At 64.5% G+C, this 19,039-nt stretch carries 16 protein-coding genes; 7 read left to right on the top strand and 9 right to left on the bottom strand.

What is annotated here, in order from left to right:
- The first annotated feature begins 2 nt into the window (after nt 1–2).
- The 3 genes from ACIPHN_RS09770 to ACIPHN_RS09760 all read left to right on the top strand — a co-directional run bounded on the left by ACIPHN_RS09770 (nt 3) and on the right by ACIPHN_RS09760 (nt 3,071).
- Nucleotides 3–590, top strand: a complete 588-nt coding sequence (locus ACIPHN_RS09770; protein WP_400435646.1) for a glycerol-3-phosphate responsive antiterminator — start codon at nt 3–5, stop codon at nt 588–590.
- Nucleotides 591–843: 253 nt separating this feature from the next.
- Nucleotides 844–2,397 carry an FAD-dependent monooxygenase gene (locus ACIPHN_RS09765; protein ID WP_400435644.1) on the top strand — a complete coding sequence of 518 codons (1,554 nt, stop codon included), beginning with the start codon at nt 844–846 and terminating at the stop codon, nt 2,395–2,397.
- 29 nt (nt 2,398–2,426) lie between these two features.
- On the top strand, nt 2,427–3,071 hold the full coding sequence (locus ACIPHN_RS09760) for a LysE family translocator (protein ID WP_400435643.1): 645 nt from the start codon (nt 2,427–2,429) through the stop codon (nt 3,069–3,071).
- A 30-nt stretch (nt 3,072–3,101) separates the two neighbouring features.
- On the opposite strand, the gene ACIPHN_RS09755 is transcribed toward ACIPHN_RS09760, so the two are convergent.
- From ACIPHN_RS09755 to ACIPHN_RS09725, 7 genes are all read right to left on the bottom strand, one after another.
- Entirely contained in the window at nt 3,102–4,088 is a 987-nt protein-coding gene (locus ACIPHN_RS09755) for a porin (RefSeq protein WP_400435641.1), read from the bottom strand.
- Nucleotides 4,089–4,185: 97 nt separating this feature from the next.
- Nucleotides 4,186–5,109 (bottom strand): aromatic amino acid DMT transporter YddG, encoded by a 924-nt coding sequence (gene yddG / locus ACIPHN_RS09750; protein WP_400435640.1) that lies wholly within the window; start codon nt 5,107–5,109, stop codon nt 4,186–4,188.
- Nucleotides 5,110–5,234: 125 nt separating this feature from the next.
- Nucleotides 5,235–6,737 carry an aldehyde dehydrogenase gene (locus tag ACIPHN_RS09745; RefSeq protein ID WP_400435638.1) on the bottom strand — a complete coding sequence of 501 codons (1,503 nt, stop codon included), beginning with the start codon at nt 6,735–6,737 and terminating at the stop codon, nt 5,235–5,237.
- Nucleotides 6,737–7,648 (bottom strand): dihydrodipicolinate synthase family protein, encoded by a 912-nt coding sequence (locus ACIPHN_RS09740; protein ID WP_400435637.1) that lies wholly within the window; start codon nt 7,646–7,648, stop codon nt 6,737–6,739. Before ACIPHN_RS09740 ends, ACIPHN_RS09745 begins: the two co-directional genes overlap by 1 nt.
- Nucleotides 7,649–7,723: 75 nt before the next feature.
- Nucleotides 7,724–9,055, bottom strand: coding sequence for an MFS transporter (locus ACIPHN_RS09735; RefSeq protein ID WP_400435635.1), 1,332 nt, complete (start codon nt 9,053–9,055; stop codon nt 7,724–7,726).
- Between the two features lie 152 nt (nt 9,056–9,207).
- Nucleotides 9,208–10,527 (bottom strand): NAD(P)/FAD-dependent oxidoreductase, encoded by a 1,320-nt coding sequence (locus ACIPHN_RS09730; protein WP_400435633.1) that lies wholly within the window; start codon nt 10,525–10,527, stop codon nt 9,208–9,210.
- 316 nt (nt 10,528–10,843) lie between these two features.
- Nucleotides 10,844–11,557, bottom strand: a complete 714-nt coding sequence (locus ACIPHN_RS09725) for a GntR family transcriptional regulator (protein ID WP_400435631.1) — start codon at nt 11,555–11,557, stop codon at nt 10,844–10,846.
- A gap of 254 nt (nt 11,558–11,811) precedes the next feature.
- On the opposite strand from ACIPHN_RS09725, the gene ACIPHN_RS09720 reads away from it, so the two are divergent.
- The gene (locus tag ACIPHN_RS09720; protein ID WP_400435629.1) at nt 11,812–12,165 is read left to right on the top strand and encodes a VOC family protein; all 354 of its coding nucleotides are present in this window, start codon (nt 11,812–11,814) and stop codon (nt 12,163–12,165) included.
- Nucleotides 12,166–12,200: 35 nt separating this feature from the next.
- Here ACIPHN_RS09720 and ACIPHN_RS09715 read toward each other — a convergent pair whose 3' ends face one another.
- Nucleotides 12,201–12,947, bottom strand: a complete 747-nt coding sequence (locus ACIPHN_RS09715) for a DUF2076 domain-containing protein (RefSeq protein ID WP_400435627.1) — start codon at nt 12,945–12,947, stop codon at nt 12,201–12,203.
- A gap of 358 nt (nt 12,948–13,305) precedes the next feature.
- Here ACIPHN_RS09715 and ACIPHN_RS09710 point away from each other — a divergent pair, with 358 nt between their 5' ends.
- Nucleotides 13,306–14,997, top strand: coding sequence for a FecR domain-containing protein (locus tag ACIPHN_RS09710; protein ID WP_400435626.1), 1,692 nt, complete (start codon nt 13,306–13,308; stop codon nt 14,995–14,997).
- Entirely contained in the window at nt 14,987–17,266 is a 2,280-nt protein-coding gene (locus ACIPHN_RS09705) for a CHASE2 domain-containing protein (RefSeq protein ID WP_400435624.1), read from the top strand. Before ACIPHN_RS09710 ends, ACIPHN_RS09705 begins: the two co-directional genes overlap by 11 nt.
- Nucleotides 17,267–17,278: 12 nt before the next feature.
- Here ACIPHN_RS09705 and ACIPHN_RS09700 read toward each other — a convergent pair whose 3' ends face one another.
- Nucleotides 17,279–17,989 (bottom strand): response regulator transcription factor, encoded by a 711-nt coding sequence (locus ACIPHN_RS09700; RefSeq protein WP_400435622.1) that lies wholly within the window; start codon nt 17,987–17,989, stop codon nt 17,279–17,281.
- Nucleotides 17,990–18,310: 321 nt separating this feature from the next.
- On the opposite strand from ACIPHN_RS09700, the gene ACIPHN_RS09695 reads away from it, so the two are divergent.
- Entirely contained in the window at nt 18,311–18,976 is a 666-nt protein-coding gene (locus ACIPHN_RS09695) for a response regulator transcription factor (protein ID WP_400435621.1), read from the top strand.
- Nucleotides 18,977–19,039: the final 63 nt, after the last annotated feature.

Here is a 19,039-nt window from a genome sequence, read left to right as displayed (position 1 = left end):
ACATGGACAGGTCCCTCGGTGCCAGACTTACCCGCCATCCGGTCATCGCCACGCTCTACGGCACCGACCAGTTGCAGGCTTTCATCGCCAGCCCGGCGGAGGTCACGATCGTGGCCAACGTCGACCTGCGCAAGCTGCAACCGGTCATCGAGATCCTGTCCAAGGCGGGCAAATACGCCATCGTCAACATCGACAGTTGCGAAGGCCTCTCGCAGGACAAGGGCGGCGTGGAATACCTGGTCGACATCGGGGTGGCCGCCCTGGTCTCCACACGCGTGGCCACCATCCAGCGTGCCAATCGCGCTGGCATGGTGAGCATGCAGAAGGTCTTCGTGACCGACCGCTCGACCTGGCCCCGCAGCGTCAAGGCATTGGAACAGAGCGACCCCAACCTGGTCCAGTTGATGCCCGCGCCCATGCTCGCGCATCTACAGGAGAGCGACCGGCAGCTGCTGCCGCCCATCGTCGCCTCGGGCTTCGTCTGCGACGTGGCCGATGCCCGCAGCGCCATCGCCCATGGAGCGCTGGCCATCTCCACCAGCGACAGCACGATGTGGCAGCTGGCCGCCGCGGCCCTGAAAAAAGCCTGATCAAGCCCTGAGGTCGGCCAGACACATCGGCTTGCCGCGACCGGAGCGACGCGCTATAGTGCGCCCTGTCGAAAAAGGCAGATCTGGTGTGGTCCAGCCCAGGTCCTTCCGCAAACGGAAGCTCTGTCCATGCCCTGCCCGTGCATGAGTCCCACGACGAACGCCGCGCCCTTCCAGGCGCCCTCCGTTCGTCCGTGCGGTTCTCAAGACAACGAACCGTCCTGGTCGAACGACCACTGATCTCGGAGTCTTCATGCACGACACCTCTCCCCATGACATCATCATTGCCGGCGCCGGTCCGGTAGGTCTGCTGCTGGCCTGCGAACTGGCCCTGGCCGGCTTGCCGGTACTGGTACTGGAACAGGCCCGCCATCCCGATGCGCCCTTGAAGCGCCTGCCCTTCGGCATGCGCGGACTGTCCTCGCCCTCCATCGAGGCGCTCTATCGCCGTGGACTGCTCGATGCGGTGCGCGCGCAGCACACCGCCAGGGATCCCGCCGCCGCCACCGCCCACTGGACTCGCCAGCCGCGCCAAGCGGGCGGTCATTTCGCCGGTCTGCCCTTCTATCGCGACCAGGTCGATCCACGCCAGTGGCCCTATCACCTCGACGGTCCCTGCGAGACCACCCTGCTCAGCGAGATGGCGCATCTGGAATCGGTCCTTGCCACCCGTGCCCTGGCACTGGGTGTGAGCATCCGGCGCGGCGTGGAAGTGCAAGCCGTCACGCAGGACGACGAGATGGTCCGCCTGCAAAGCTCGGATGGCCCCTTGCGGGCGCGCTGGCTGGTCGGCTGCGACGGTGGGCGCAGCCGGGTGCGCAAGACCAGCGGCTTCGGCTTTGACGGTAGCGAGCCCGAGTTCACCGGCTACTCCGCGCTGGTCCGGCTGGATGCGCCCACCCGCCTGCCCGAGGGGCGGCACTACACCGATGGTGGCATGTACACCTACCAGGCCCCCGGCATCCTCGCCATGGCGGACTTCGACGGTGGTGCCTGCCATCGCCGCGAAGTGATCACGGCGCAGCACCTGGAAGAGGTCCTGCGACGCGTGTCGGGCGTGGACGTCAGGGTGAACGAGGTCGAACTGGCCAGCACCTGGACCGACCGCGCCTTCCAGGCCGATCGTTATCGGCGCGGGCGCGTGCTACTGGCCGGTGATGCGGCCCATGTGCATTCGCCGCTGGGCGGACAGGGACTCAATCTGGGCCTGGGCGATGCCATGAACCTGGGCTGGAAACTGGCCGCCACCATCCGCGGCGATGCGCCGCCCGGGCTGCTCGACAGCTATGACCTTGAGCGCCGTCCGGTCGGTGCGCAACTGCTGGAGTGGTCGCGAGCGCAAGTGGCGCTGATGCGTCCCGGTCCCGGTTCGCGGGCATTGGCCGGCATCCTCCGTGACCTGATCGGCACCACCGATGGCGCAACCTATCTGGCGGGTCGCCTCTGGGGCAAGACGCTGCGCTACGAACTGGGTGACACCCATCCGCTGGTCGGCTGCAGCGCACCCGACTTCGCGCTCGACGATGGCATACGATTGGGCGAACACCTGTATTCGGGCCGTGGCTTGCTGCTGGACTTCAGTGGCGATGCCAGACTGCCTGTCCTCATCGAGGGATGGCGTGGATGCATCGACTATCTGGCGATAAGCGCAGGCGATCCCCTGGGATTGACCGCCCTGCTGCTGCGACCTGACGGCGTGGTGGCCTGGGTCGCCAAGGGCAACATGGACATGCCTGCCCTGGAGGCGGCGGCATTGCGCTGGTTTGGCGCACCCTCCGCGAGCGGCGGCAGGCACGATTGCCTATAATCCCCAGATCGTCTCCAGAGCCCGCCACCATGCCTTCCCTGCACCTGTTCCTGCTGTTCCTGACCGCCAGCCTGGCGCTGAACCTCACACCCGGTCCCGACATGGCCCTCACGCTCACGCGCGGCATGACGCAGGGCTTCAAGGTGGCCTGGCTGAGTGTGCTGGGGACCTTCGCCGCCGGTGCCGTGCAGATACCGCTGGTGGTGTTCGGCCTGGCCGGTGTGTTCCGCGAGTCGCCGATGCTGTTCGAGTCCGTCAAGATCGCCGGCGCGCTCTACCTGGTCTACCTGGGCGTGCGTGCCTTGCGGCGCTCCCTGCAGGGCAAGGAAAGTATCGCCACCGTCGCCACCCGCGGCGAACAGGGCGTGTTCTGGCAAGGCCTGTTCACCAACCTGCTCAATCCCAAGGTATTCCTGTTCCTGGTGGCCTTCCTGCCGCAGTTTGCCGATCCGGCAGTGGGACCGGTCTGGCAGCAGATGCTGGTGCTGGCGGTCAGCTCCAAGGTACTGGGACTGCTCAATGGCACCTGCTTCGCCTACGGCGCCTCGCGCATCCGACACTGGCTAGGCCGCAATCCCTGGTTCCTGCGGCTGCAGGACAGCATCCTCGGGGTCGCCATGCTGGGGATCGCGGGGTATATCTTCTTCAACCGGACGCCCGCCGGGCGGGGGTGAGACCACCGCCGCCAGGTGGCATCCCTGCACCTAGAAGGCGTGGTTCATGCCGATCGCGTAGCCTGTCAGGACAGTGTTGACATGTTCCCTGTAGAGATCGGCATAGACATTGGTTCGCTTGGACAGGGCGTGGCTCACTCCCATACTGAGCTTGTGCGCGCCTGTCGTGACATTGCGGCCATAGCCGGCCTTCCAGGTATTGGCGCCGATGTCATAGGTCGCCGCGACGACGCTCATCCGCTCCACACCGTAGTCCACCAGGCTGGTGCGCGCATAGGATCCCATGAGCTTGATGGCGCCCAGGTCATAGGCACCGCCCAGGAACCAGATGGCCTCGTTGCGCATGTTGTGCTCATAGGACAAGGTGGCCCGCAATGGTGCCGTTGCATAGGTCACCGACGTACCAGCGGTGCGCGCCCGCGTGCCCGGATCGGGGTTGCGTTCAACCTGCCCGGCGACCGATACCTGCCAGCCACGCATGACCGGTGAATCATAGTAGAGGCCATTGCTGATGCGCGAATAGTCTGCATAGCCGATTGCCGCATCGGTGACACCGTCGGTGCTGTACTTGCCCGCCTGGTAGGACGCCAGCGAGGCATTGAAGCCGCTGTTGAACCAGGGTTCGTATGGCCAGATGGTGGCCCACAGCGGCGAGAGCTTGCGTCCCACGTTCACCGTACCCAGCGTGGCATCGGACAGGCCCACCGTGCTCTCGCCCTGGAAGAAGGTCTGGTCGCGTTCCAGCGCGCCGGTGTCGATCTTGAAGCGGGTCTGCAGGTTGAACACGGCCGCCATGCCGCCGCCCAGGTCTTCGCGTCCTTTGACGCCCAGCCAGTTGTTGAGCCCGCGGTCCATCTTGAGCGCCGCTCCGCTCTCCTTGTTCATGGCCACGTCAATGTAGCCATAAAGCGTGACATCGGACTGGGCTGCGGCCGGAAGCGCCAGTGGCACACCCAGTGCGGCCAGGACGTACAGGCGTAAGGAATTCTTCGCCGGGCGGCGATGGTGATAGGTCATGCTTGTCTCCGATGTGATGTTGTTATTGACACGCGCGCAGGTGCGGTCCCGCTTGCCGCTCTGGTCACGCCCGTCGGGTTGAACGCGGGATGCCGGCTCAGCGCTCGGTCACGGCCGCCGCCTCGGATGGCGCGGTCTTCCTGGCGCGGGTTGCCAGCCAGCACAGGATGGAGCCGGCGCAGACCATGCAGGAACCGACCCAGAAAGACCTGGACAGCGGCGCATGCAGCAGTGTGGCCGACAGTGCAGAGGAAAACACAGGGATGAAATACGAGGCGCCCGCGAGCACGGTGACATTGCCGTGCAGGATGCCCACGTTCCAGGCGGCATAGCCAAAACCCATGGCGGCGGCGGCCAGCAGCAGGTAGACCAGCGCCGGGACGCTGAAGCTCAGTTCATCGGCATGCCCGCCAAGGAAGAACTTCAGCCACAGGGTCGCCGACACCATCATGAAAAATGCAGTGACGCCGTTCTTGCCACGGGCCATGTTGGTGGTCACCGTGCAATAGGCAGCCCAGATGATGGCGCCGGCAAATGCCAGGCCGTAGCTCAGCGGATTGTCCCGCACATTGGCCAGCATGCCGGCCAGGTCCAACCCCTGATCCCCGCCCAGCACCCAGCAGATGCCCAGCATGGACAGGACAAACCCCGGCACCACCAGGAGGTTGGCCCGCTGCCGGCTGAACAGGATCGCCGACACCAGCGTAAAGGTCGGCCATAGGTAGTTGACCATGCCGACCTCGATGGCCTGACGGCCGCTGCTGGCGTAGCCGATGGACAAGGACAGGCACAGTTCATAGGCCACGAACAGCACGCTACCCCAGAACAGGTATTTGCGCGGGAAGCTGCCCAGCCTGGGCATCCCCACGGATAACAACAGGAACACCGATGCCACGGTATAAATGGCGGCGGCACCACCGGTGGCGCCCAGGTTTTCGCTCACACCACGGATGAGACCGACGATGGAACTCCAGAGGACCACGGCGGCCAGTCCGATGAGCGTCGCCTTTTTGCTATTCATTGCTTTATCAATTCAAGACAGGTTGCGATGCGACCAAGACCGCACCAGGGTAGCGCCTGGAGACGCAGCGACGGACCGCCACAGCGGCCCGCCGACTGCTTCCGACAGGCAGGCCATTGACGCCGTCAGCCGGCCTCGGGTACGTCGATCCAGATGGTCTTGATCTCGGTGTACTGGTCATGTGCCCACACGGACTTGTCACGCCCGCCGAAGCCCGACTGCTTGTAACCGCCGAAAGGCACGCTGATGTCACCCTCCCCAAAGCAGTTGACGGTGACAATGCCGGCACGTATCTGCCGCGCCAGGCGGATGGCCGTGTTCAGCTTGCCGGTATAGACCGATGCAGCCAGGCCATAGACGGTGTCGTTGGCCAGGCCGACGGCTTCATCGGCGGTGGTGAAGGTGGTCACCGTCAGCAGCGGACCGAAAACCTCTTCCTGGAACAGGCGGCTGTCAGTGCTCACGCCATCCAGCACGGTCGGCTCCATGAACAGGCCATCGCTGTTGGTGTGGCCTCCGATACGCACGGTCAGTTTCTCGGCCTCGGCCTGATGGAGATAAGAACTGACTTTATCGAAGTGCGCCTTGCTCACCAGACTACCCAGGCGGAATTGCGGATCCAGCGGATTGCCGACCTTCCATTCCTGGGCAAAGTGGGCAACGCGCTCCAGCAACCGCTCCTTGATGCCGGCTTGCACGATCAGGCGCGATGTCGCCGAGCAGTTCTCACCCATGTTCCAGAACGCGCCGTTGACCAGGTGTTGGGCGACGGCATCGATGTCCTCGATGTCGTCCATCACCACGGCCGGGTTCTTGCCGCCGCATTCGAGCACGATGCGTTTCAGGTTGGATTCGGCCGCGTAGTGCAGGAAGCGGCGGCCGGTGGCGGTGGAGCCCGTGAAGCTGACCATGGCCACGTCGTTGTGGCGACCCAGCGGCTCCCCTACTTCCTTGCCGCCCCCCGGCACGATGTTGAACACCCCGGCAGGTACGCCGGCTTCAAAGGCCAGTTCGGCTACACGCAAGGCGAACAAGGTGGTCTCCGCAGCCGGCTTGACGACGATGGAGCAACCGGCCGCCAGCGACGGGCCGATCTTCCACGCCAGCATCAGCAGCGGGAAATTCCACGGCAGCACCAGGCCGACCACACCGATAGGCTCACGTACCACCAACGCCAGCGCGGACTGGGCGACCGGTGCGGTGTGGTCGTAGATCTTGTCGATCAGCTCGGCATGCCAGCGGATGGTATTGATGGTTTCGGGCACATCGACCAATTGGCATTCGCGGATCGGCTTGCCACTGTCCAGGCTTTCCAGCACGGCCAGCTCATGGGCGTTGGCGTCGAGCAGGTCGGCAAAGCGCAACAGCGTGGCCTTGCGCTCGGCCGGTGCGAGCTTCCACCAGCGGCCATCGTTGAACGCGGCATTGGCTTTGGCCACGGCGATGTCCACGTCGCGGCTGTCGCAGGCGGAAATCTCCGCCAGCAGTTCGCCGGTGGCCGGATTGGTGGTCTTGAAACTGGCCCCCGAGACCGATGGACGAAACGCACCATCGATGAACGCCTGCGTGCGATAGACGAGCTTGCCGGCCAGGTCGGCATACTCGGCAGCAGAGAGCAGTGCAGCCATTACGCCTTCCCCGCCACGACGCCCGCCACTTCGGCCTTCAATGCGGTATAGATCACCTTGAACTGTTGTTGCCGTTGTTCCGACAGCCACTGCAGCGGCGCGCGTACCTTGCCGTGCTTCAGACCGACCAGCTCGCAACCGTACTTGATCGATTGCACGAACTTGCCGGATTCTTCCAGGAAGTCCATCAGCGGCATCATCGCCGACATGATCTTGCGACCCTTGTCGAAGTTCTTCTCCAGCACGCAGGCTTCATAGAGTGCGATGTGTTCGGCCGGCAGGAAGTTGGAACCCGCGCACACCCAGCTCGGCGCGCCCCAGGCGAAGAATTCCAGCGCCTGGTCATCCCAGCCGCAGGACAGCGAGATCTGCGGAAACTCGCGTGCCAGCATGTGCAGCTGACCGGTGGAGCCAGTGCTTTCCTTGATGGCGACGAAGTTCTTCGACTGCGCGGTGACCGTGCTGAAGAAGGTACGCGACATGGTCACGCTGGCGCGGCCCGGGTAGTTGTACAGCATGATCGGCAGGCCGGCGGCGCGGTCGACGGTCAGCGCATGGATGGCGTTCTCTTCCTCGGTCGGCACGGCGTACGGCGGCGAGGTCACCAGCAGCGCATCGGCCTTGATTTCCTTGGCATGCTTGGCATAGACCACCGCGTCCTCGGTGCGGATGGCGCCGGTGCTGACGATCAATGGCACGCGATTGCCCAGCACCTGCTTGGCATAGGCCGCCAGGTCCAGGCGTTCCTGCTCGCTGTGGGCATAGTATTCACCGGTCGAACCGCCGACGATGATGCCATGCACCTTGGCCGCGACCAGGTGCTCCAGCACCTCGGCATAGGCAGTCTTGTCGATCTGGCCCTGGCTATCCAGCGGGGTGATCGCCGGGGTGTAGATGCCTTCGAATTTCATGTTGTTTCTCCAAACAGTACAGTGGGTGGGGCGCCGGCCGCGTCGGCGCCCGGACGACCCGGACGCCGATCGCGATCAGCGCTTCAGGGATGCAGCTTCCTGCAGGCTCATGGCGCGCGTTTCCGGTGCCAGTGCGATGGATACCAGCAGACCGACAGCCGATACCGCCGCCGCGGCATACATGGTGTTGCCGATGCCGTAGGCATTGAGGCACATCGGGACCAGCCAGGTGCCGGCGGCCGCGCCGACGCGCGAGAACGAGGCACTCATGCCGACTGCGTAGGAACGCACTTCGGTGGGGAACAGCTCGTTGGGATAGACCAGTTGCAGCACCTGGGCCCCGCCGATGAAGACGGCGTAGGCGCCGAAGAGAGCCAGCACCGCCATCTCGCTGCCGTCCGACATGTAGCCCAGCGCCAGCAGCGCCAGGCCCGACCACAGGAAGCTATGGATCACCGTGGGACGACGGCCGATGACGTTGATCAGGCGGGTGGCAATCACGCAGCCGACCACGAACAGCAGGGTGATGGCCACCGAGCCGTAGGCCTCCCATTCGCCGGTCAGATGCAGCGCCTGCAAGACCTTGGGGGCGAACGAGTAGACCGCGAACAGCGGAATCACTGCGCAGCTCCAGAACACCGAGACGAAGAACAGGCGCGTGCCGTAGCCCGATTTCAACAGGCTGCCCAGGGACACGTCATGTTCCTTCTCGCCTTCGGGCAGGTTCTGCAGGGAGAAGCCCTGGCCGTAGACCTTCTTGATGATGGCGTCCGCCTCATTCAGACGCCCCTTGCTGATCAGCCAGCGCGGCGACTCCGGCGTCCCCAGGCGAACGATGATGAGGAACAGGCCGATGGCGGCAGGGCTGGCCAGCACGAGACGCCATGCATCGGGACCGCCCTGGCTGATGATCAGGTTGCCGACGATATAGGCCAGTGCAGCACCGATGAACCACAGGATGGTCAGCGCCGCCAGACGCGGGCCACGGTTCTTCGAAGGCAGGAATTCAACTAGCAGCGAACCGGCCACCGGGTATTCGATACCCACGCCGATGCCGATCAGGAAGCGGAAGAAGAACAATGCCTCGGCCGATTGGCTCCAGTATTGCGCCAGCGAGCACACCAGGAAAATGGCGGGTGCCAGGAAGTAAGGTTTCTGGCGGCCGAAACGGTCGGTGATCCAGCCGCCGACGAAGCCACCGAAGAAGATGCCGATGAGCGCGGAAGCCGCAATCAGTCCTTCCCAGAAACTGCTCAACTGCAGGGCAGCCGAAAAATGCACCAGGGCCACGCCGATGATGCTCAGTACATAACCATCCATCACCCAGCCACCGCCGGAACGCAGCGTCAGCAGTTGATGGAAACCATTGATGGGTACGTCTTCAACGGACAGCACTTCTCTTTTCATTTTCTTGTCTCCTGTTGGGATGTAAGTCTTCTTGCTAAATAAAGGTGGTGTGTGGATCGGTTTGGTGAATCGGAAGACGTCGCCCTGGCAGTGATGCCGTGGATGCCCCGGCGACGTCATGACTGGCGTGGAGGAGCGATGGCCCGATGGCCTCAGCTCTCCATGCCGGCACAGCGTTGTCCCCACCAGAGGGTGGCGTTCACCCCCATCGAGAGGAAGGGTTGGGGTGGCAGCTTGTTCGGTCCGGGCGAGGCCAGCAGGTGCTCGGTCAGCTCGCCCGACTTGCCGGCGACCCAGTCGGCCAGCAGCGTGCCGGTGACGGTGCCGCGCGTGATACCCAGGCCGTTGCAGCACAATGCGCCGTAGACGTTGGGACCGAGCTGGCCGAAGAAGCCTTCATGGTTCTTCGAGATGGCCAGCGAACCGCTCCAGGTATATTCGAATCCGACGTCGGGCAGCATCGGGAAACGACGGTCGAAGGATTCGCGATGGCGCTTCTTCGCGGTCGGGATGCATTCCGACTTGGGGCGGCCGTCGGGATTGAAGCTGAAGCTGTTACGCATGAGGATGCGGTTGTCGACCGTGCGCCGCACGGTGCTGCCATAGGGGTCAGCGGGGATCACGCCCCAGAAGGGCTTGCCGCCCAGGCGTTCCTGTTCTTCCTCGGTCAGTTGGCGCGACAGGCTGGCATAGAGGAAGATCGGCAGCATGGTGCGTTCAAGGAAGCCGAACCGCATACCAAAGGCGTTGTTGGCCAGGATCAGCTTGTTGGCGATGATCTGCCCGTAGCGGTGCGTCAGGGTCACCTTGCTGCCGTAGTCGACTTCGGTGATCGCCGTGTTCTCGTACAGGGTGACGTTGGCTGGCAGCGTATCCGCCAACCCCTTCACCAGCGCCGACGGCTGGACCAGGATGGTGCCCGGCGTGAAGAGCGCCTTGCGATAGAACGAAGTACCGATGTGCGCGGGCAAGTCCTGTGCCTCGATCACCTCGTAGGGCTGGCCCAGCTTGTCGAGGCCACGGCGATAGGCATCCAGTACGGCCACTCCCTTGTCTTCGACGGCGGCCTGGTATTTCCCGCAGGCGCGCAGCTGGCATTCGATCTGCTGCTCTTCGACGATGCGGCGCAGGACATTCTGGCCCATCAGGTTCAGCTTCAGATTGGTGTTGGCGGTATCGAGGTCGCCGATATAGTCATCCGCGCCGATGTCATGCGGCAAGTCGATGGCGAAGCCGGCGTTGCGACCGGCCGTGCCGAAGCCGACCTCCTGGGCATCGACCAGCACGATTTCCTGATCAGGGAAATTCAGCGCCAGCTGGCGCGCTGCTGCCAGACCGGTATAACCGGCGCCGATGATGACCCAGGGCGCACTGATGTCGCCCACTGGCGCCTGCCTGGGCTGGCGCTTCGGGCTGAGGTGATACCAGCCGCATTGCGCGTCGTCGGCCGGGAGAGAGGTAATCTGTTGCATCGCTGTTTCCTGCCTTTGCTTTACGTTTTTTAGGCGTGAGTCCGCCCTCGGCAGCGCTGCGGGGCGCTGCCGTCCTGGGTTATCTATCACTCGCTGTGTCGATGCTGGCGTGGGCCTGTCATCCCTCGCCGGTTTGCAGGCGTGAGTTCGCCCGCGGCGACGCTGGTGGCGTCTCCGTCCTTACATTTCTACTCTGCGTTGCTGCAACTGCCCGGATGATCCGGCAGCCTACGAACTTCAGGCGTGAGCTCCCCCGCGAAGACGCCAGCAGGGCGTCTTCGTACAGTGGATGTTTCAGCTTTGGTCTAGCGGATCGTCAGAATTGCAGGGGGATGTTCAAGCCCTCCGGCACGACGTATTCGGACAGGCGGCGGCGCGACAACTCCATATGCGCGCGCACCAGTTCGCCTGCCGCATTGGCATCCCGCTTCTCGATGGCACTGATGATCTGGTCATGCTGGTTCACCGCCGTCAGGAGGTCCTTTTCCATGTCCGGCGTACTTGGGTTGCGATAGAACACCTTGCCCAGGCGAGCGTGGTCGATCAGCACGCGACGCAGGCTGGGCATCAGGTAGGAATTGCGCGCCATACGCCCGATCTCGTAATGGAAGCGTTCGTTGTGCACGATGCGTCCTTGCAGGTCGCCTTCTTCGATGGCGATACGAAAACGGGTCTGGATCTGCTTGAGCCGCTCGACCTCCTCGGCGCTGCCATGATGGGCCGCCAATTGGGTCGTGGCCACGTACACCAGTGGCGCAGCCAGGAAGAAGCTTCTCAGGGAGTCGTAGCTCATCGGGGCAACGCGCGCCGGCCGATTGGGCTCCAGTTCCAGGTAGCCTTCCGCCGCCATCTGGCGCATCAGCTCGCGCACCGGTGGACGTGACAGCCCAAACTCTTCGCTCAGGGCGACTTCGTCCAGCGAAGCGCCGGGGGCAAGTTCCATCGAGACGATGCGTCGCTGCAGCGTTTCCAGCAGCAAGGCCTTCTTGTCCCCCGATGGTAGGGGATCGGTATCTGGCAATTCAGCCATGTCTTCTCCTGCTCATTTTTATTGTCTACAAATTGTATTTCAAGTGTAGTGCGTGAATATACCAAGGTCAACCACCAACTTGTAACGACATGACCGGCGTGGCAAACGCGCGATTGCAGGGAGGCAACATCGCATCTCCGTGCGGCATGGCGCTGCCCGGAACTGACGTGAAAGGGGATAAAAAGAAGGCAGTCTGAACGATGTCCATTTGCGCTAGCATGGACAAAACTATGACCACTCGGGAAGACAGACACATGGACCAGCAGCAACGTCACCACCGCATCGACAACATCGAATTCAACGTCGCCGACATCGCACGCAGCAAGGCCTTCTATGGGGAGGTGTTCGGTTGGCGCTTCGTGGACTACGGACCCGGCTATACCGAGTTCCAGGATGGCCGCCTGGCGGGCGGCTTCACCACCGGGGAGCCGGTCAGACCCGGCGGCCCGCTGGTGATCCTCTACTCGGAGGACCTCGACGAAACCCAGCGCAAGCTGTTGCAGGCGGGCGCGACGATCAGCCGCGCCACCTTTTCCTTCCCGGGCGGGAAGCGCTTCCACTTCATCGATCCGGACGGCTATGAACTGGCCGTCTGGTGCGACCGCTGATGCGGCCGTCGTAGCTGCGCGGCTGAGCTCAGGGATCAGACGACCGAGTCGTCGTAACCGGCGCTGTCATCGAAGTCGATGTTGCCCAGATCGGCCAGGTCATTGCTGGAACCAACACTGCTGTCGCTGGCCTGGTCGCTGTTGCGCTCACTGCCACGGTCACCATTGCGCTCATCGCTGCCGTAGTAGTTGTTGACGGTGGTGTTCTCGATGTTTTCGACCGGCGCACTCATGGCATTCTGATGCAGGAAGCCCGAGCCGCCATTGCCGTTCATCATGTGTTCGATCCCCTGGAACAGGAAGGCGCCACCGGCCACGCCAGCGGCAGTAGCCGCCACCGTCCCCAGCATGCTACCCATGCCGCCTCCGAAGAAACCGGAAGACGCTGCCGGCGCCGGGGCCGGCTGGTAAGGCTGCGGTGTCTGCAGCGGTGCGGGGGCTGCAGCATAGCCCGGCATGTAAGCCGGCGCTGGCGCCGGGCCAGGACGTGCACTGGCGCTGGGCGCATTGCCCCAGGCATTGCCATCGAGGAAGCCGGGGCTGCTGCCGCCCCCCGCCTGCAAGGATTGCACCTGCGCCTGCAACGAGGCCACCTGGGCCTTGGAGGCATTGAGGGCCTGCTCCATCAGCAACGCACGCTGTACCAGCAGATAGGCCGCGTCGGGCTGGCGGGCCACCGCCGCGGCGATGAGCGCGTCGGCCTGCGCATCCTTGGCGATGCCGCGTACCTGCACCAATTGGTTGAGAAAATCTTGAAGGGCTTGCGATTCTTGAGGACTCATGATGCCGTGGCTCCCTGCCTGGTAATGACACTACGATGATCTGATCACTGCAGCCAACATCGGGCCGCCTTGCAGTGAAGTATGCGCGCGAATCCTCCTGCACAAGTGTTGCCAAGCACAAAGTTGGAAACAACATGTAACAGCCCTGCCGCGCGGGATGTTGCCCCGAAATGACATTTTGTGAACATTCAGTCAGAAGATGTCAGCCAGACAATATCCAGCAGTGTAATATCGCGGTCGGCGCGCCGGTGCAACCCGAATGCGCCCGCCGCGACGCGACACATACCGCGGCAAGTACATCAACGACGGGTAGCCCGCTCTTCATGAGCCCATGGCGCCTTTTGGGGGATCCATTCTTATGCAGTTCCATCGTTTCGTCGACATCGGCGCGGCCGGCGTCTTGCTGCTGGCCGCCAGCCAGCTCCAGGCCGGCAATCTGCCAGCGCCTGGCGAGCTCACCCGCAAGAACAGCGACATCGTCTACGGCATCGCCCAGGAAGAAACCCTGTCCTCCATCGCGCGCCGCTTCACCGGCGCGGCCAGCAACTGGCGCGCGCTGGCCAAGGCCAATGGCATCGCCAACGACCGTACCATCCCGGTGGGCAATGCCATCGTCATCCCGGCGCGCCTGCTGCCGGACCAGAATGCCTTCGCCACCGTGGTGGCCCTGCGTGGCGCAGTCAATATCGTGGACAAGGCCGGCGAGGTGATCGACAGCCGCATCGGCGCACAGGCTGGCGAGGGGGCCGTGGTGGTGACCGGTACCGATGGCTTTGTCACCTTCCAGCTCAAGGATGGCACCAGCTTTGCGCTGCCACCGGCCAGCAACCTGCAGCTGACCCTTCTGAAAGTGCAGGACTTCACCCACCGTCCGCGCACCGAACTGACGCTGCGGCAAGGTCGCATCACCTCCGAAGTCACGCCCTTCACGGTGCCGCGCAGCCAATACCAGGTGCAGACGCCGCTGGCCATTGCCGGGGTGCGCGGTACGCGTTTCCGGGTGCGCTTCGACGACGGTGCGTCCTACAGCGAAGTATTGAAGGGCGTGGTGGCGGTCCAGGCCGAACGACGCGAGCAGCGCCTGCCGGCCGACTATGGCAGCGTGACCGGTGCCGACCACCGGCAATCGGTGCCGCTGGCCCTGCTGGCCCCGCCTTCGCTGACCGGCACCGCCACCACGCAGGAGCGCCTGCCCTTGCGCGTGCAGCTGGCGCTGCCGGCCGCCCGGGCCTTCCGCGTCACGCTGGCCACCGATGCCAGCGGCATGCGACGCGTGGCCGAACTGACCGTAGCAGCCGTCGATGGCCAGGCGTTGGCACGCCTGCCCGATCTGGAGGATGGCGACTACCTCATTCGTGCCTCGGCCATCGATGCGCTCGGTCTGGAAGGACGAGAAAGCGTGCTGCCCCTGCATCTCAAGGCAAGGCCCTTCGCGCCCCTGCTGCTGGGACCGGGGCCCAAGGTGCGCGGCACCGACCAGAGCACGCCGGTGGGCTTCGAATGGGCCGAGGTTGCACAGGTGGCGTCCTATCATCTGCAGCTTGCCCGCGATGCTGCCTTCACCCAGCTGGTCGATGAGCAGCCGGCCCTGCGCACCCATCGCTACCAGCATCCCGGCCTGGCCGACGGCCATTACTACTGGCGCGTGGCCAGCATCACCGAGCACAACGGCCAGCCCGACCAGGGGCCATGGAGCGATGCCACGGCGCTGGAGATCCTGGCGCCACAGCAAGGCCCATCGGCCAGCCAGGATGAACAGGGCATGCGCTTCGCCTGGCGGGGCGAGGCGGGCCAGCACTATGTCTTCGAAAGCAGCAATGCCAATGACCCCGGCTTCGCCCGGCCGCAACAACATATCGAAACCGACCAGGCCCACGTCTCCTTCGCCACGCCGGCGCCCGGCACTTACTTTGCGCGGGTGCAGACCATCGAGGCCGACGGCTATCGCGGCGCCTTCTCGACGCCACAGAAATACGTGGTCGAACGCCGCTGGGGGACCGGCTCCGGTGGCAGCCTGAATTCCAGCCAGGGACCGGTGCGTGCCGACTAGGTCCGATACCCGCGCGCGGCCGGCGGTGCGGCGCCTGTGGCTGCGCCTGGAATGGCTGCTGCTGGTCGCGGCCACGCTGACCCTGGCCGTGGTCCTGCACGATGGCGTGCTGGCCCCTGTGGACCGTATCGTCTACGACCGCCTCATCGGCCTGCTGGCAAGACCGGCGCCCAGCGATATCGTCATCATCGCCATCGATGACAAGAGCATCGCCGAACTGGGGCGCTGGCCATGGAAACGCGGCCTGCACGCGCAACTGATCAACCTGCTCGACAACGCCAACCCGCGCGCCATCGGCCTGGACCTGATCCTGACCGAGACCGATCCCGCCAGCGCCACGGCCGACCGCGCCCTGGCTGCCGCGATGAACCGTAACCGCAACACCATCCTGCCCATCCTCAGCATGCAGGGCGATAGCGGTATCGCTCCGCGCCTGCCGCTGCCGGCACTGGCCTCGGCCGCTGCCGGTCTGGCCCATATCCAGGTCAGGCTGGACGAAGATGGCCGGGTACGCGCGATCGAGCCCTTCCTGCAAATCGGACGTTACCGCTGGAAGGCCTTCGGCCTGGCCCTGCAGGAGCTGGCCGCGCCGACCGCCCTGCCCCAGCCGGCAGCCACACCCCTGCAACTGCCCTTCTTCGGACCGGCGGGGCATTTCACCCAGGTGTCCTATGTGGACGTGCTGCATGGCGCGACGCCGGCGTCCCTGTTCCACGACAAGACCGTGCTGGTCGGCGTGACCGCCGCCGGCCTGGGTGACCTCTATCCGGTCCCCGCCGGTGTCGGCGGCAGCCTGATGGCGGGGGTGGAAATCCACGCCAACATGATCGGCGCCTTGCGCGAAGGGCGTGCCATCGACAACGCCAGCGCGGCCATGGCCATCGCCTTCAATGCGCTGCCGGCATTGCTGGTGCTGCTGGCCTTCACCCTCCTGGCACCGCGCGCGGCGCTGCTGCTCACCGGCGCCCTCACCCTGGCCATCGCCGCCACCAGCATCCTGCTGTTCGGCCACGACCTCTGGTTGCCACCGGCGGCGGCGCTGTTGCTGTTGTGGCTGGTCTATCCGGTCTGGAGCTGGTTGCGTCTGCAATCGGCGCTGCGCTACCTGGACCAGGAAACCACCCGCCTGGCCGCCAGCGCGCCGTTCGAGGTACAGGCGCGTGCGGTCTCGCGCCGCTGGGATTTCCTGGAGCGTCGCATCGAAGCCGCCCGCACCGCCACCCTGCGCCTGCTCGACCTGCACCAGTTCGTCAACGACACCATGGAGAGCCTGCCCGACGCCGAGCTGGTGATCAACGGCGAAGGCCGCCTGGTGCTCTTCAACCGCAAGGCCCAGGAACTCTTCGCAGACCTGGGCAGCCCGCCCGTACCGGGACTTGCCATCGACGTCCTGTTGCGCAGCCTCAACGCCAGCCACGACTGGCGCGGCTTGCACGTGGCCGGCGAGGATGGCTACGCGCGCCAGGAAGTGAGCGACAGCCGCGATCGCATCTTCGCGCTGCGCAGCACGCCCGCGCGCAATGCACGCGGACAGACCATCGGCGCGATCGTCTCGCTGGCCGACATCACGGCGCTGCGCAACGCCGAGCGCCAGCGCGATCTCAGCCTGAACTTCATTTCGCATGACATGCGTGCACCGCAGTCGTCCATCCTCGCCATGCTGGCGCTGCATCGCCAGGGCCAGCTGGTGCTGGAGCAGGAGGCCATGTTTGCGCGCATCGAAAAATCGGTGCGCAGCACACTCTCGCTCGCCGATGACTTCGTGCTGCTGGCGCGCGCCAAGGCAGGCAAGCCCCTGCGCGAGGAGCTCAACCTGGACGCGCTGCTGGCCGATGCCGCCGACAGCCTGTGGCCACTGGCGCGCGAACGCAACGTGCGTATCGATATCGATGGTGATGGCTTGCCGCACTGGGTGGCGGGCGAACGCCAGATGCTGGTACGGGCGCTGGCCAACCTGTTGAGCAATGCCATCAAGTTCGGCCCGCCGGGCGGACGCATCCTGTGCACGGTGCAACACGAAAGCCAGGCGCTCGCGCCCTGGCTGGCCTGCCATATCGACGACAAGGGTGCCGGCCTGCCGGCCGATGGCGCGCAGTTGTTCGAGCCCTTCTACCGCGCCGGCCAGGACGCCCAGCCGGGCATCGGCTTGGGCCTGAGCTTCGTGCAGACGGTGACGCAATTGCACGGTGGCCAGGTCAGCGCGCACAACCGCGACGGCGGCGGCGCCCGCTTCACGCTGCGACTGCCGGCCCTCGATGAGATGCCATGACGGCGAGCTGACTCAGAAATCGTCTTCCGGATCGACCAGATCGAGGCGATAGCCGAGCGTGTAGATGGTGATGAGCTTGACGCCATTTTCGGGACGCAGCGCCAGCTTGCTGCGCACCAGCGACATGTGGGTATCGAGCGTGCGCGAGGCCACCAGGTCGCGACCCCAGACCTGCTCCACCAGCGCCTCGCGTGATACCACCGCACCCGGCTGTGAAAACAGCAGGCAGGCAATGTCGAATTCCTTGGGCCGCAATTCCACCGGCACGCCCGCCAGATGCGCGACCCGCTTGATCTTGTGCAGGCGATAGGGACCGACCTCGATGACTTCGGACGGTGGCGGCAGCACGATCTCCTGCGAGGGCAGGCGACGCGACAGCACATGCACGCGCGCCAGCAGTTCGGCGCGACGCGCCGGCTTGATCATGTAGTCGTCACCACCGGCCATGAGACCCAGCACCACATGTTCTTCCAGCGAGCGGCTGGAGAGGATCAGCACCAGCATGCGCCGCCCCAGGTGCGCACGCACCCAGTCCAGCACCTGATGGCCGGTCATGTCGGGCAACATCCAGTCCAGCACCAGCAGGTCGAAGGAAGTGCGCTGCAAGGCCGCCAGCAAGGCCGTGCCGGTGGAAAAATGCTGGCAGTCGTGGCCGGCCTGCGTCAGCGTCGTGCGTACCAGTTCGGCTCCCAGCGGATCGTCTTCCAGGATGGCAATGTTCATTGAAATGCTTTCTTGTCTTCCCTATCGCGCAAGGCGAAAATTTCCATGCAGAAATTCTGTTCAGCAAGGCGCGCGTGGCTTGTACGCCCGCTTCGCAAAACCGCAGATGATACCGGGATCGCCATGCACGCGCAGTGCGCCATCGCATACCAGCCATTGCATTTCCATGGCGCAATGAATCTGTTAATTTGTGTTAACCATTCCTAGCGCCGTCTATCCTCACACAATCCCACTGACCATAATTCGGCCATGGTCACGGCGCCTCCCTCTTGCAAGCGCGCCCAGCGTGACATCGAACAACGAAAAAACGAGGATCAGGGTATGGCGAACATTTTGATACTGGAAGGCAATCCGGCAATACGACGAAGTTTCAACCTGGCACTGACCAGCGAAGGGCATTGCGTGATGGAGGCCTCCTGCCTGCAGAACTTCATGGTGCATGCCAACGTGGCAGACATCGCCGTCATCGACGTCGACCTGCCGGACCACGAAGGCTACCTGGCCGCGCGCCACCTGCATGCCCAGCATCCCCAGGCCGGGGTAATCCTGCTGGGCGAGCAGGCCGGCGGTGCCGAACTCATCCACGGTCTGCGCCAGTTTGCCGACCAGTTCCTGACCAAACCTATCACGCCCGAACTGCTGGGCGCCTACATCGCACCGATGGTGCGTCGCCTCGGTGACGCCGGCTGGCGACTGGACCCGCTCAAGCGCGAACTGCAATCCCCCGGCGGCCACCGCACCACCCTGAATCACCAGGAGATGTGCCTCATGGGACTCTTCGCGACCCGCCCGCGTGCGGCCACCGTGTCGCGCCGCGATGTCGTCACCGCCTTGGGCTACGACTGGATGGACTACGACGAGCGTCGCCTGGACCAGATGGTGAGCCGCCTGCGCCGTCGCTGGTTCAATCACACCGGCGCCGAGCTGCCGCTGCATACCGAACGCGGCACCGGCTATCGCATCTCGGTGTCACTAGGGCATGCCTGAGCGCTTGCGCATCTGCCGGCACTTCTCCACGTCGCGCGTTCCGCTCACCCGGAACGCGCGATT

The sequence above is a fragment of the Herbaspirillum sp. NPDC087042 genome, from assembly GCF_044745245.1.
GTDB lineage: Bacteria > Pseudomonadota > Gammaproteobacteria > Burkholderiales > Burkholderiaceae_D > Herbaspirillum.
Note: the sequence above shows the minus strand (reverse complement) of the source record. Positions and strands in the feature narration are given on the sequence as shown.

What these genes read in the sequence shown, in the direction of transcription:
- ACIPHN_RS09770 (WP_400435646.1), top strand. Translation starts at nt 3, where the DNA reads ATGGACAGGTCCCTCGGTGCCAGACTTACCCGCCATCCGGTCATCGCC.
- ACIPHN_RS09765 (WP_400435644.1), top strand. Translation starts at nt 844, where the DNA reads ATGCACGACACCTCTCCCCATGACATCATCATTGCCGGCGCCGGTCCG.
- ACIPHN_RS09760 (WP_400435643.1), top strand. Translation starts at nt 2,427, where the DNA reads ATGCCTTCCCTGCACCTGTTCCTGCTGTTCCTGACCGCCAGCCTGGCG.
- ACIPHN_RS09755 (WP_400435641.1), bottom strand. Translation starts at nt 4,088, where the DNA reads ATGACCTATCACCATCGCCGCCCGGCGAAGAATTCCTTACGCCTGTAC.
- yddG (WP_400435640.1), bottom strand. Translation starts at nt 5,109, where the DNA reads ATGAATAGCAAAAAGGCGACGCTCATCGGACTGGCCGCCGTGGTCCTC.
- ACIPHN_RS09745 (WP_400435638.1), bottom strand. Translation starts at nt 6,737, where the DNA reads ATGGCTGCACTGCTCTCTGCTGCCGAGTATGCCGACCTGGCCGGCAAG.
- ACIPHN_RS09740 (WP_400435637.1), bottom strand. Translation starts at nt 7,648, where the DNA reads ATGAAATTCGAAGGCATCTACACCCCGGCGATCACCCCGCTGGATAGC.
- ACIPHN_RS09735 (WP_400435635.1), bottom strand. Translation starts at nt 9,055, where the DNA reads ATGAAAAGAGAAGTGCTGTCCGTTGAAGACGTACCCATCAATGGTTTC.
- ACIPHN_RS09730 (WP_400435633.1), bottom strand. Translation starts at nt 10,527, where the DNA reads ATGCAACAGATTACCTCTCTCCCGGCCGACGACGCGCAATGCGGCTGG.
- ACIPHN_RS09725 (WP_400435631.1), bottom strand. Translation starts at nt 11,557, where the DNA reads ATGGCTGAATTGCCAGATACCGATCCCCTACCATCGGGGGACAAGAAG.
- ACIPHN_RS09720 (WP_400435629.1), top strand. Translation starts at nt 11,812, where the DNA reads ATGGACCAGCAGCAACGTCACCACCGCATCGACAACATCGAATTCAAC.
- ACIPHN_RS09715 (WP_400435627.1), bottom strand. Translation starts at nt 12,947, where the DNA reads ATGAGTCCTCAAGAATCGCAAGCCCTTCAAGATTTTCTCAACCAATTG.
- ACIPHN_RS09710 (WP_400435626.1), top strand. Translation starts at nt 13,306, where the DNA reads ATGCAGTTCCATCGTTTCGTCGACATCGGCGCGGCCGGCGTCTTGCTG.
- ACIPHN_RS09700 (WP_400435622.1), bottom strand. Translation starts at nt 17,989, where the DNA reads ATGAACATTGCCATCCTGGAAGACGATCCGCTGGGAGCCGAACTGGTA.
- ACIPHN_RS09695 (WP_400435621.1), top strand. Translation starts at nt 18,311, where the DNA reads ATGGCGAACATTTTGATACTGGAAGGCAATCCGGCAATACGACGAAGT.